Annotated in this window: 10 protein-coding genes; 7 read left to right on the top strand and 3 right to left on the bottom strand. The window is 70.4% G+C overall.

Going from position 1 to position 13,134, the window contains the following annotated elements:
- Positions 1–78 precede the first annotated feature (78 nt).
- Positions 79–882, top strand: coding sequence for a VOC family protein (locus D1369_RS39040; RefSeq protein WP_037898780.1), 804 nt, complete (start codon positions 79–81; stop codon positions 880–882).
- A gap of 61 nt (positions 883–943) precedes the next feature.
- Here the strand turns inward: D1369_RS39040 and glgX are convergent, their stop codons facing one another.
- Together glgX and D1369_RS39030 are read right to left on the bottom strand one after the other, a co-directional pair.
- The gene (gene glgX, locus D1369_RS39035; protein WP_118083180.1) at positions 944–3,040 is read right to left on the bottom strand and encodes a glycogen debranching protein GlgX; all 2,097 of its coding nucleotides are present in this window, start codon (positions 3,038–3,040) and stop codon (positions 944–946) included.
- A gap of 44 nt (positions 3,041–3,084) precedes the next feature.
- The gene (locus tag D1369_RS39030) at positions 3,085–3,579 is read right to left on the bottom strand and encodes a hypothetical protein (RefSeq protein WP_007379721.1); all 495 of its coding nucleotides are present in this window, start codon (positions 3,577–3,579) and stop codon (positions 3,085–3,087) included.
- A 315-nt stretch (positions 3,580–3,894) separates the two neighbouring features.
- Between D1369_RS39030 and D1369_RS39025 the strand changes: the two genes are divergently transcribed.
- The 6 genes from D1369_RS39025 (at position 3,895) to D1369_RS39000 (ending at position 12,749) form a co-directional block, all read left to right on the top strand.
- A complete protein-coding gene (locus D1369_RS39025) occupies positions 3,895–4,194 on the top strand; it encodes a DUF5133 domain-containing protein (RefSeq protein WP_007379722.1) in 300 nt (99 codons plus the stop codon).
- 75 nt (positions 4,195–4,269) lie between these two features.
- On the top strand, positions 4,270–6,246 hold the full coding sequence (locus tag D1369_RS39020; RefSeq protein ID WP_007379723.1) for an alpha-1,4-glucan--maltose-1-phosphate maltosyltransferase: 1,977 nt from the start codon (positions 4,270–4,272) through the stop codon (positions 6,244–6,246).
- Positions 6,243–7,961, top strand: coding sequence for a maltose alpha-D-glucosyltransferase (gene treS / locus D1369_RS39015; RefSeq protein ID WP_007379724.1), 1,719 nt, complete (start codon positions 6,243–6,245; stop codon positions 7,959–7,961). Before D1369_RS39020 ends, treS begins: the two co-directional genes overlap by 4 nt.
- A 26-nt stretch (positions 7,962–7,987) precedes the next feature.
- Complete coding sequence (locus D1369_RS39010) at positions 7,988–9,349, top strand: maltokinase (RefSeq protein WP_037898788.1); 1,362 nt, start codon at positions 7,988–7,990, stop codon at positions 9,347–9,349.
- Between the two features lie 3 nt (positions 9,350–9,352).
- A complete protein-coding gene (gene glgB, locus D1369_RS39005; RefSeq protein ID WP_118082981.1) occupies positions 9,353–11,560 on the top strand; it encodes a 1,4-alpha-glucan branching enzyme in 2,208 nt (735 codons plus the stop codon).
- 100 nt (positions 11,561–11,660) lie between these two features.
- Positions 11,661–12,749, top strand: a complete 1,089-nt coding sequence (locus tag D1369_RS39000; RefSeq protein WP_007379727.1) for a glutamate--cysteine ligase — start codon at positions 11,661–11,663, stop codon at positions 12,747–12,749.
- Positions 12,750–12,752: 3 nt separating this feature from the next.
- Here the strand turns inward: D1369_RS39000 and D1369_RS38995 are convergent, their stop codons facing one another.
- On the bottom strand, positions 12,753–12,986 hold the full coding sequence (locus D1369_RS38995; protein WP_037898791.1) for a DUF6480 family protein: 234 nt from the start codon (positions 12,984–12,986) through the stop codon (positions 12,753–12,755).
- Positions 12,987–13,134 lie beyond the last annotated feature (148 nt).

Raw genomic sequence — 13,134 nt, 5'->3', positions numbered from 1 at the left:
GCCTGAAGCGGTTCCGGACGGACACTGGTGGAAGACCGCCCGGTGGCCGCCGGCCGACGAGAGCAGGACGCGACTGCCATGAACCACGATTCCAGACATCCCACCGCGACCGCGGACGTCGTCTCCAGCCACCATGTGTTCGGCGCCCCTTGCTGGGTGAGCCTGACCAGTCGCGACCAGGAGGCCACGGAGGACTTCTACGGGGCCGTCCTCGGCTGGGAGTGGAAGCCCCTCAAACTGGGCGAGCGCTTCCGGGTCGCGCTGGCGGACGGCACGCCGGTCGCCGGGATCGCCGCGGTGGCGGCGATGTGGCAGATGGCGGTGGCCTGGACGCCGTACTTCGCGGTGCCCAGCGCGGACGAGGCGGCGGCCCGGGTACAGGAACGCGGCGGCACCCTGGCGGTCGGCCCGCTGTCCTTCCCGCCCGGCCGGGCGGCCCTGCTCTCCGACCGCGACGGAGCGACCTTCGGGGTCTGGGAGGGCGAGCTCATCGCCAACTGGGAGGTGTGGCGACGGGCCCAGCCGGCCTTCGTGCGACTGCACACCCGCGACGCGTTCGACGCGGCCATCTTCTACGGCGAGGTCCTCGACTGGGCCACGGAACGCCCCGACTGCTGCGAGGTCCGCTACGAGGGCGGCGAGGTGGTGCTGCGCAGCGGCGGCGACGTGGTGGCGCGCATCGAGTCGGGGGCGCTGGGCTCGGCCCCCGATCCCGCGATCCGGCCGCACTGGCAGGTCCACTTCGCGGTCGCGGACGTGGCGGCCTGCGCCAAGGCGGCGGAGGTCCACGGTGGCAGCGTGCTCTCGCAGGGCGCCGCCGAGGCCGTGCTGCGTGACCCCGACGGCGCCCAGTTCACGGTGACCTCGCGCCGCGCGCGCTGAGGGCGAAGGGCCGGAGCCCCGCCCTCCTCACGCACCAGCCCTCCTCACGCACTCCCCCTCCTCACGCACCCGCGCGCGACGGCCTCGACAGCAGGACCAGGCTGCGCGCCTCGACCGTCATCTCCGTGCCCGCCTTGTGTTCGGCCTCGTCGGCGCCCTGGGGCTCGGCCGTGTCCAGCACGGTCGTCCAGCGCTCGCCGTAGGCCGGCTCCGGCAGCCGGAAGTCGACGGGCTCCCAGTGACCGTTCAGCAGCAGCAGGAACGAGTCGTCGACCACCCGGTTTCCCCGCGGGTCGGGTTCGGCGATGGCGTCGCCGTTGAGGAAGACACCGACCGCGTGCGCGTCGGAACGCTGCCAGTCCGCCTCGGCCATCTCGCGGGCGTCCGGTTGCAGCCAGACCAGGTCGGGCAGCGGCTGCCCCGCATGCGTCACGGTCTCGCCCCGGAAGAACCGGCGCCTGCGCAGCACCGGATGGGCCGCGCGCAGACCGATCACGTACCGTGTGAAGTCGGCCAGTTCACGCTGCTCCGCGCTCAACTCCCAGTCGATCCAGGACACTTCGTTGTCCTGGCAGTAGGCGTTGTTGTTCCCGCGCTGCGTGCGGCCGAGTTCGTCGCCGTGACAGAGCATCGGAATGCCCTGGGAGAGCAGCAGGGTGGCGAGGAAGTTGCGCTGCTGGCGGGCGCGCAGCTCCAGGACGGCGGGGTCGTCGGTCTCGCCCTCGGCCCCGCAGTTCCAGGACCGGTTGGTGCTCTCGCCGTCCTGACCGTCCTCCCCGTTGGCCTCGTTGTGCTTGTCGTTGTACGAGACCAGGTCGCGCAGGGTGAAACCGTCGTGCGCGGTCACGAAGTTGACGCTGGCACGCGGGCGCCGCCTGCTGTGCTGGTACAGGTCGGAGGAGCCGGTCAGCCGGGAGGCGAACTCCCCGAGCGTGTGCGGCTCGCCGCGCCAGAAGTCCCGTACGGCGTCCCGGTACTTGCCGTTCCACTCCGACCACAGCGGCGGGAAGTTGCCGACCTGGTAGCCACCCTCCCCCACGTCCCACGGCTCGGCGATCAGTTTGACGCGGCTGATCACCGGGTCCTGCTGGATGAGGTCGAAGAACGCCGACAGCCGGTCCACCTCGTGGAACTGCCGGGCCAGGGTGGCCGCGAGGTCGAAGCGGAACCCGTCGACATGCATCTCGGTCACCCAGTACCTGAGCGAGTCCATGATCAGCTGGAGCACGTAGGGGTGCCGCATCAGCAGGCTGTTCCCAGTGCCGGTGGTGTCGTAGTAGTGCTCCCAGTCGCCGTCCACCAGCCGGTAGTACGAGGCGTTGTCGATGCCCCGGAAGGAGAGCGTGGGCCCCTTCTCGTTGCCCTCGGCGGTGTGGTTGTAGACGACGTCGAGGATGACTTCGAGGCCGGCCGCGTGCAGCGCCTTCACCATCGCCTTGAACTCGGTGACCTGCTGGCCGCGGGTGCCGTGGGCGGCGTAGGCGTTGTGCGGGGCGAAGAAGCCGATCGTGTTGTAGCCCCAGTAGTTGGCGAGGCCGCGGTCCTGGAGCACCCCGTCCTGCACGAACTGGTGCACCGGCATCAGCTCGACTGCGGTGACGCCGAGCGAGGTCAGGTGGTCGATCACTGCGGGGTGCGCGAGACCGGCGTAGGTGCCGCGCAGTTCCGGCGGGACGTCAGGGTGGGTGCGGGAGAGCCCGCGGACATGGGCCTCGTAGATCACACTGTCGGCGTAGGGCCGCCGGGGCGGCCGGTCGTCGCCCCAGTCGAAGGCCGGGTCGGTGACCACGCCGAGCATCGTGTGCCCGGCGCTGTCGGCTTCCGGGGTGTGCAGCGAGGGGTGGCTGTCCACCTGCCCGTCCACCGCCTTGGCGTACGGGTCGAGGAGCAGCTTCGCCGGATCGCACCGGTGGCCGAACGAGGGGTGCCAGGGGCCGTGCACCCGATAGCCGTACCGCTGCCCCGGCCCGACGCCCGGCACGTAGCCGTGCCACACGAAACCGTCGACCTCGGTCAGCGGGACGCCGGTGTGGGCGCCCCGCTCGTCGACCAGCACGAGTTCGACACGCTCGGCGACCTCGCTGAACAGCGCGAAGTTGGTGCCCTCGCCGTCGAACGAGGCGCCCAGCGGGTAGGGGTGCCCGCTCCAGGCCGGCACCCGCTTCCCGCTCTTGACCTGCTTCTTCCTGGACGACGCCACGCTCAGCACCCGCCGTCGGCGGCTGTGGCGGCCAGGGCCGCGACCGGCATCTCGCGCGGCACCTGGAGCACCTCCCGCAGGCTGGGGGCGGGAGCCGTCGGCACCAGCGGGACGCGCTCGCCGGCGCGGGCCCGCTGCGAGAACCAGATGACCTTGCTGCCGGTGTCGGTGGCGCAGCAGCCCCAGCCGTCGCTCATCGCGGCGATGCGTTCGAGGCATGCGCGCAGGTCCAGGTCCGGGCGCAGGTCGCAGTCGTTCTCGGCTACGGCGGTGATGAGGTGCTGACCGTTCCACCACAGCTCGATGGAGGTGTTCTTGTCGGTCGCGTGCTCGTCGATGGCCTTGAGCAGCAGTTCGGTACCGCCGCAGACGGGCTCGACCAGGGTCTCCAGGTCCCAGAGCCGTAGATGGGCGGCCAGGATGCGCCTGACCTGCCCGACCCGTTCCGGGCTGACCTCCACGTCGAGGTGGTAGTAGCAGGGCACTGCGGTCTTCATCGTCGCTCGCTCCTCACCGGCGAAGCTCCCGCTCCTCCCGGCCCCCGCGGGACCGGGCCCCGAAACACGGAGCGTGAGCGCTGATCGCTTCAGAGTCACTCCAGAGTGGGAGTGCTACGCCATTCGTGCAACACGAGCGACGACCGAGACCGGAAGGGGTTGAAGTAGTTGAAGAACCAACAAGACGTTGAGTCGCCGCGCGTGCACCATGAGTGAAGATCTCTTGAATCCCGGATCTTCTGAGCCCTGGATCGTCCCGAGCCCGGACCCTTCCGCGCCCTGGATTCTCCCGAGTCCCGAAAGGTGAACGGCGCCATGCTGCTACCGGCCAAAGCCGAAGTCGCCCGGCACCTGCGGCGCTATCGCGCCTGGGAGCGCGTCATGCTGGCCTCCCCCGCCGACCGCGATGTCCGGGCCACCTTCGAGGACTCGGGCTACACGCTGTGCGTGCTGATGGGCAAGCGCTGCGCGCGTGAGGCCGCCGAGGCCGCCGAGCGCTATCTGCGCAGCACCGTGGTGGCCTACCTCCAGGAGCAGAGCGACCTTCCCCGCGCGGGTGCCGTCGCCAGACGCGGTCCGCCGAGATCCACGGAACGTTCCCCCGCAGGGAGGTAGCCCCCTTCCGGCGCAGCTTCGATCCCCGGCCGGGCGCAGTCAGCGCCCGGCCTCGAGCACGGCGGAGGCGAGAGCATGAGTTCCACCCCGGTCATCGGCCGCATCCCGGTTCGGGACGTCCGCCCTGCCGTCGAGTCCGGCAGGCGCCCGGCGAAGGCGGTCGTGGGAGAGACCTTCGAGGTCACCGCGACGGTGTTCCGCGAGGGCCATGACGCGGTCGCCGCGAACGTCGTCCTGACCGACCCGGAAGGGCGGCACGGCCCGTGGACGCCGATGCGGGAGCTGGCCGCCGGCAGCGATCGCTGGGGCGCGGAGGTCACCCCGGACGTCGAGGGCCGCTGGACGTACCGCGTCGAGGCCTGGAGCGATCCGATCGGCACCTGGCGTCACGTCGCCCGCATAAAGGTTCCTGCCGGTCTCGACACCGGTCTGGTCCTGGAGGAGGGCGCCGAGCTGTACGCCCGTGCGGCGGCAGGCGTCCCGGAGGGACCCCAGCACGCGGTGCTGCTGGCCGCGGCGCAGACCCTCGCGGACGACACGCTGCCGGTCGCCACCCGTCTGGCGGGTGCGCTGACGCCGGAGGTCGACTCGGTGCTCGCCCGCCATCCGTTGCGTGAGTTGATCACGGCGTCGGAGTCGTTGCCGCTGCTGGTGGAGCGGGAGCGGGCGTTGTTCGGGTCGTGGTACGAGTTCTTCCCGCGCTCGGAGGGCACCCCGGAGCGTCCGCACGGCACGTTCCGTACGGCGGCCCGCCGGCTGCCGGCGATCGCCGCGATGGGCTTCGACGTGGTCTACCTGCCGCCGATCCATCCGATCGGCACGACGTTCCGCAAGGGCCGCAACAACACCCTGTCCGCCGGCCCGGACGATGTGGGCGTGCCGTGGGCGATCGGCTCGCCGGAGGGCGGCCATGACGCGGTCCACCCGGACCTGGGCACGATCGAGGACTTCGACTGGTTCGTGAAGGAAGCCGGGCGGCAGGGTCTGGAGGTCGCGCTGGACTTCGCCCTGCAGTGCTCGCCGGACCATCCGTGGGTGCACAAGCATCCGGAGTGGTTCCACCACCGCCCCGACGGCACCATCGCCTATGCGGAGAACCCGCCGAAGAAGTACCAGGACATCTACCCGATCGCCTTCGACGCCGATCTGGACGGGCTGGTCGCGGAGACGCTGCGGGTGCTGCGGCACTGGATGGGCCACGGGGTGCGGATCTTCCGGGTGGACAACCCGCACACCAAGCCGGTGGTGTTCTGGGAGCGGGTGATCGCCGACATCAACGCCACCGACCCGGATGTGATCTTCCTGGCGGAGGCGTTCACGCGGCCGGCGATGATGCACACCCTGGCCCAGATCGGCTTCCAGCAGTCCTACACCTACTTCACCTGGCGCAACACCAAGGAAGAGCTCACCGAGTACCTGACGGAACTCTCCGGTGAGGCGGCCTCCTACATGCGGCCGAACTTCTTCGCCAACACCCCCGACATCCTGCACGCCTTCCTGCAGCACGGCGGCCGCCCCGCCTTCGCGCTGCGCGCGGTCCTGGCCGCCACCCTCTCCCCCACGTGGGGCATCTACTCCGGCTACGAACTCGCCGAGAGCACCCCGCTGCGCGAGGGCAGCGAGGAATACCTCGACTCGGAGAAGTACCAGCTCAAGCCCAGGAACTGGGACGCCCCCGACAGCCTCGCCCCCCTGATCACCCAGCTCAACACCATCCGACGCCGCCACCCCGCTCTCCAGCGTCTGCGGAACATCCGCTTCCACCACACCGACAACGACGCCGTCATCGCCTACAGCAAGCGCACCGGCGACGACACGGTTCTGGTGGTCGTGAACCTCGATCCGCACCACACCCAGGAGGCCACGGTCTCGTTGGACATGCCGCAACTCGGCCTGGAATGGCACGAGTCCCTGTCCGTGCACGACGAACTGACGGGCGAGACCTACCACTGGCGCAGAAACAGCTATGTACGCCTGGAGCCCGGCCGGGCACCGGCGCATCTGTTCCAGGTCCGCAGGTCGGCGCCGCAGAGCGGAGGATCCACAGCGTGACTGTCAACGAGCCCGTCCACGACACCTTCGAGGACACCCCGGCGAAGGACCGGGACCCCGACTGGTTCAAACGCGCGGTCTTCTACGAGGTGCTCGTCCGTTCCTTCCAGGACAGCAACGGCGACGGCGTCGGCGACCTCAAGGGCCTGACCGCCAAGCTGGACTACCTCCAGTGGCTCGGTGTCGACTGTCTGTGGCTGCCACCGTTCTTCAAGTCGCCGCTCAGGGACGGCGGGTACGACGTCTCGGACTACACCGCCGTGCTGCCGGAGTTCGGTGACCTCGCCGACTTCGTGGAGTTCGTCGACGCCGCCCACCAGCGCGGCATGCGCGTGATCATCGACTTCGTCATGAACCACACCAGCGACCAGCACCCGTGGTTCCAGGAGTCCCGCAAGGACCCCGACGGCCCCTACGGCGACTACTACATGTGGGCCGACGACGACAAGCAGTACGAGGATGCGCGGATCATCTTCGTCGACACCGAGGTCTCCAACTGGACCCATGACCCGGTCCGAGGCCAGTACTACTTCCACCGCTTCTTCTCCCACCAGCCGGACCTGAACTACGAGAACCCGGCCGTCCAGGAGGAGATCCTGGCCGCCCTGCGCTTCTGGCTCGACCTCGGCATCGACGGCTTCCGCCTCGACGCCGTCCCCTATCTGTACGCGGCCGAGGGCACCAACTGCGAGAACCTGCCCGCCACGCACCAGTTCCTGAAGCGGGTCCGCCGCGAGATCGACGCGATGTACCCGGACACCGTCCTCCTCGCGGAGGCGAACCAGTGGCCGGAGGACGTCGTCGACTACTTCGGCGACTACCAGGCAGGCGGCGACGAATGCCACATGGCCTTCCACTTCCCGGTCATGCCCCGCATCTTCATGGCGGTCCGCCGCGAGTCGCGCTATCCGATCTCCGAGATTCTCGCCAAGACCCCGGCCATCCCGCAGAACTGCCAGTGGGGCATCTTCCTGCGCAACCACGACGAGCTGACCCTCGAAATGGTCACCGACGAGGAACGCGACTACATGTGGGCCGAGTACGCGAAGGACCCACGGATGCGGGCCAACATCGGCATCCGGCGGCGCCTTGCTCCCCTGCTCGACAACGACCGGGACACCATCGAGCTGTTCACCGCTCTGCTGCTGTCCCTGCCCGGCTCGCCGATCCTCTACTACGGCGACGAGATCGGCATGGGCGACAACATCTGGCTCGGCGACCGGGACGCCGTCCGCACCCCCATGCAGTGGACCCCCGACCGCAACGCGGGCTTCTCCGCGGCCGACCCCGGGCGGCTCAACCTGCCGATCATCATGGACCCGGTCTACGGACATCAGGTCACCAACGTCGAGGCGTCGATGGCCTCGCCGTCCTCCCTGTTGCACTGGACCCGCCGGATGATCGAGATCCGCAAGCAGAACCCGGCGTTCGGTCTCGGCACCTTCACCGAACTGCAGTCCTCCAACCCCGCGGTGCTGGCCTTCCTGCGGGAGTACGAGGACGACCTGGTCCTGTGTGTCAACAACTTCTCCAGGTTCGCGCAGCCCACAGAACTGGATCTGCGCGAGTTCGACGGCCGGCACCCGGTCGAGCTGTTCGGCGGGGTGCGCTTCCCGGCCATCGGTGAACTGCCGTACCTGCTGACCCTCGGCGGGCACGGCTTCTACTGGTTCCGGCTCTCCCGAGTCGCATCCCGCATCGGCCGACGCCTTTGAGCGTGCCGACGAAAGGACGCGTCACCATGCCGAAGACCGCACCCCTCAGCCCGAGACCCGCGCCCGCGGCCGATCTCATGGCCTCGCTCGGCGACCTGCTGCGCCAGTGGCTGCCGCGGCAGCGCTGGTTCGCGGGCAAGGACCGGCCCGTGAGCGAGCTCGGTCTGCTGTCGATGACCGAGCTGTTCCCGGGCTGTCTGCATCTGCTGGTCCACACCGGTCACGGCGGGGTGCCCGCGCCCGGCGGCGGCGCCCCGGCGGGCGACTGCTACCAGTTGCTGCTCGTGGTGCGCAAACATCTCCTGCCGCGTCTCGGGCGCGCCCTCATCGGCCGTGCGGAGCAGGGCCCCCTGGCCGGTCTCACGGTGTACGACGCCCTGCACGACCCGCGCTCGGCACAACTGCTGCTGGAGCGGCTGCGGCATCCCGGCACCGCCGGCCCGCTGCGCTTCGAACGCGCTCCCTCGGTGCCGGTGCCCTCGGGGCTCCCGCCGCGGCTGCTGGAGGCCGAGCAGTCGAACACCTCGCTGGTGTACGGCGACGAGTTCATCCTGAAGCTCTTCCGCCGCATCCAACCCGGGGTCAATCCGGACCTAGAGGTGCCGGTGGCGCTGGCCGCACAGGGCTGCCGCCGGGTGCCGGCGCCGGTCGCCTGGTTCCGGACCACACATCCGCAGGAGGCCACGCTCGGCGTGCTCCAGCCTTATCTGCGCGACGCGTCCGACGGCTGGGCACTGGCCCTGCAGGCGCTCGCCTCGGGTGACGACTTCACCGTGCAGGCGCACGAGCTGGGGCGGGCCATGGCCGAGGTACACCTCGCGCTGGCCGCGGCCTTCCCCGGCACCGGCCACGAGGACAACGGCTCCACGGCGGCCGCGATGACCGAACGCCTCGACTCCGCCGCGCACAGCGTGCCGGCGCTGCGGCCGTTCGTCCCCGGCCTGCGCAGCGCGTTCGGCGCGCTCGCCACCTGCGACTCCGGGCCGCCCGCGCAGCGCGTCCACGGTGACCTGCACCTGGGGCAGGTGCTGCGGGCGGGCCGCGAGTGGTTCGTCATCGACTTCGAGGGCGAGCCCACGCGCCCGCTCGCCGATCGGTGCACCGCCCAGTCCCCGGTGCGGGACATCGCGGGCATGCTGCGCTCCTTCGACTACGCGGCCCGCCAGCGCCGGCCCTGGCGGCCCGAGTGGGCCCGCCGCTGCCGGGAGGCCTTCTGCGGGGGCTATGCCGCCCTCGCCGGATGGGATCCGCGCAAGAAGCACGGCCTGCTGCGCGCCTACGAGACCGACCGGGCCGTTTACGAAGTCCTGTACGAGGCACGGCACCGGCCCGACTGGTTGCCCGTGCCCATGGCGGCGATCGAACGACTCGCCGTGAGAGGAGACTGAGCCGTGGCCCTGCGCGACACCTCACTGCCCGAGCCGTCCGGACCGGCGCGCTGTGCCCCGGCCCCCGCACTCGACCCCGCGGACCGAGCCCGGCTGCTGGCCGGCGCCCACCACGACCCGCACGCGCTGCTCGGCGCCCACCCGGTCCCGGGCGGGATCGCCTTCCGGGCCCTGCGGCCCTTCGCCCGCTCGGTGAGCGTGGTGATCGACGGCGAGCGCAGACGGCTGACCTCGGAGGGCGACGGCCTCTTCTCCGGTCTGCTGCCCCTCGACGCGATCCCCGCCTACACCCTTCTGGTGGCGTACGCGGACGGCGAACAGGAGGTGCACGACCCCTACCGCTTCCTGCCCGCGCTCGGCGAGACCGACCTCCATCTCATCCGCGAGGGCCGCCACGAGCAGCTGTGGAAGGCGCTCGGCGCCGAACCGATGACCCACGAGGGCGTGACCGGCACCCGCTTCACGGTGTGGGCGCCCAACGCCCAGGGGGTCCGGGTCGCCGGGGAGTTCACCTTCTGGGACGGACAGGCGTTCCCGATGCGCTCGCTCGGCTCGTCCGGGGTGTGGGAGCTGTTCCTGCCGGGGATCGCCGAGGGGGCCCGCTACAAGTTCGAGATCACCTCGCGCTACGGCGACCGGTTCCTCAAGTCCGACCCGATGGCGCGCGGCACCGAGGTGCCTCCCGCGACCGCGTCGGTGGTGACCTCCTCGCACTTCGAGTGGAGCGACGAGGAGTGGATGGCCCGCCGCGGTGAAGTGCCGGTGCACCAGGCGCCGTTCTCCGTCTACGAGGTTCATCTGCCGACCTGGCGCAAGGGATTGACGTACCGTCAACTCGCCGAGCAGCTGCCCGCCTACGTCAAGGACCTGGGCTTCACCCACGTCGAGCTGATGCCGGTCGCCGAGCACCCCTTCGGCGGCTCCTGGGGCTACCAGGTCACCGGCTTCTACGCGCCGACCTCCCGGCTCGGCACACCTGACGACTTCAAGCACCTGATCGACGCCCTCCACCGGGCCGGCATCGGTGTGATCATGGACTGGGTGCCGGCCCACTTCCCCAAGGACGACTGGGCACTGGCCCGCTTCGACGGGGACCCGCTGTACGAGCCCGGGGACTCCCGGCGTGCCGAGCACCCGGACTGGGGAACGTACGAGTTCGACTTCGGACGCGTCGAGGTGCGCAACTTCCTGGTCGCCAACGCCGTGTACTGGTGCGAGGAGTTCCACATCGACGGGCTGCGCGTGGACGCGGTCGCCTCGATGCTCTACCTGGACTACTCGCGCGACTCCGGCCAGTGGAGCCCCAATGTGTTCGGGGGCCGGGAGGACCTCGACGCGGTGGCCTTCCTCCAGGAGATGAACGCGACCGTGTACCGCCGGGCGCCGGGGGTCGTCACGATCGCCGAGGAATCCACGGCCTGGGACGGCGTGACCCGCCCCACGGACAGCGGGGGGCTGGGTTTCGGCCTGAAGTGGAACATGGGCTGGATGCACGACTCCCTCGGCTACATCAGCCATGAGCCGGTGCACCGCAAGTACCACCACAACGAGATGACGTTCTCGATGGTGTACGCGTACAGCGAGAACTACGTCCTGCCGATCTCCCACGACGAGGTCGTCCACGGCAAGCAGGCGCTGGTGTCCAAGATGCCGGGCGACTGGTGGCAGCAGCGTGCCAACCATCGCGCGTATTTCGGCTTCATGTGGGCGCATCCCGGCAAGCAACTCCTGTTCATGGGCCAGGAGTTCGCCCAGGGCGCCGAGTGGTCCGAGTCCCACGGCCCCGACTGGTGGCTGCTCGACCCGGCGTACGCCGCCGAGCCCGACCACCGGGGCGTGCGCGATCTCGTGCGCGACCTGAACGCCGTCTACGGCGCGACCCCCGCCCTGTGGGAGCGCGACACCGACCCCGGAGGCTTCCGGTGGGTGGTCGGGGACGCGGCCGAGGACAACGTCTTCGCCTTCCTGCGGTTCGACGCGGCGGGCGGTCCGCTGCTCGCGGTCTCCAACTTCTCCCCCGTCGTGCGCGAGGACTACCGCCTCACCGTCCCCGACGGTCACCCCCTGTGGCAGGAGTCCCTCAACACCGACGCCGCCCGGTACGGCGGCGGCGACATCGTGCGGCCCGACCCGGTCAAGGCGGAGGACGGGGCGCTGCGGCTCACCCTGCCGCCGCTCGCGACGGTGTGGCTGGTCCCGATGCCCGACTGAGCCCGCAGGCGACGCGGAGGTGTCCGACCGTCCCGAAGGGGCAGTCGGGGTCGTACGAGAACATCCTCGTCGCCGAGGGTCACAGAAAGGGCTATGTCACGTGCGCACCGTGGGAGTGGAGGAAGAACTCCTCCTGGTCGACCCCGAGACCGGCGAGCCGCAGGCGCTGTCCGCGGCCGTACTCGCGCGGGCCGCGCAGGACGAGCCGGACCAGGACGTCTTCGAGAAGGAACTGCACAACCAGATGCTGGAGTTCGCCACCCACCCGCAGTCGGGCATGGACGAACTCCACGCGGAGATCGTGCGCTGCCGCAAGGAGGCCGCCCGGCTCGCCGGCGACAGTGGCTGTGCCGTGGCCTCCCTGGCCACCTCGCCACTGCCGGTCAGCCCCTCCATCGGCATCGGCCGCCGCTACCAGTGGATGGCGGAGCAGTACGGCATCGCCACCCGGGAGCAGCTCGTCATGGGCTGTCATGTCCATGTGTCCGTGGACTCCGACGAGGAGGCCGTCGCGATCGTCGACCGGATCCAGCCCTGGCTGACCGTGCTGGCCGCGATCAGCGCCAACTCGCCCTTCTGGCAGGGCAAGGACACCGGCTACAGCAGTTACCGCAGCCGGGTGTGGCAGCGCTGGCCCTCGGCCGGCCCGACCGAGCCGTTCCGCTCGGCGGAGCGCTATCACCAGCGGGTCGCGGACATGGTGGCGACCGGCGTCATCCTGGACGAGGGGATGATCTACTTCGACGCCCGGCTGTCCCGTACCTATCCGACGGTGGAGATCCGGGTCTCGGACGTCTGTCTGCAGGCGGACACCGCCGCCCTGCTCGCGACCCTCGCCCGGGGGCTCGTGGAGACGGCCGCGCGCGAGTGGCGGGCGGACAAGGAGCCGGTGACGCACAGTGTGAGCCTGCTGCGGCTGGCGGCCTGGCGGGCCGCGCGCTCCGGCCTGACGGAGGAGCTGCTCCACCCGGAGACCATGCACCGCATGCCCGCCGAGACGGTGGTGCGGGCCCTGCTGGAGCACGTCGAAGACGCGCTCGCCGACAGCGGCGACCTGGACCGGGCCCGCGAGTCCTGCGCCGAACTGCTGCGGCACGGCAACGGCGCCCGGGTGCAGCGTGAGCTGCTGGAGCGCACCGGGAGCCTGCGGAGCGTGGTCACCGAGTGCGTGCGGCTGACCCAGGCGTAGGTCTCACAGGGCCAGGACGACCGCGTACACCAGGAAGAAGGCGGCGACGAGGACGACCAGGAGCAGGATCAGGGCCAGCGGGCCCTTGGCCCAGCCTCTGGTCGGGTTGTGCGTCTCCCGGGGGCCGGCCTCGGGCAGGCTGCTCTCGGCGGGCGGGGTCTCGCCCGGCGGTACGCCGCCGCCCGGTTCCAGCCCGGTGGTGCGCTCGGGTTCGGGGTCGGGGTTCGTGTAGCTCATGCGGTCCGAGTGCCCCGATCTCGACCAGATCACGGCTGACCGGTTACTTCCGTATTCCAGGTACCACTCGCTCGCGCCTGGGCTACATTCGAGCACCGCGGATGACCGAGCTCGTCGGCACCGTCACAGTCCGTACACGTCAGGAGCA

Origin of the sequence: Streptomyces sp. CC0208 (genome assembly GCF_003443735.1) — a bacterium.
In the GTDB taxonomy this organism is placed as follows: Bacteria; Actinomycetota; Actinomycetes; order Streptomycetales; family Streptomycetaceae; genus Streptomyces; species Streptomyces sviceus.
The sequence above is the reverse complement of the archived record's forward strand: the minus strand, read 5'-3'. Positions and strand labels throughout refer to the sequence as shown.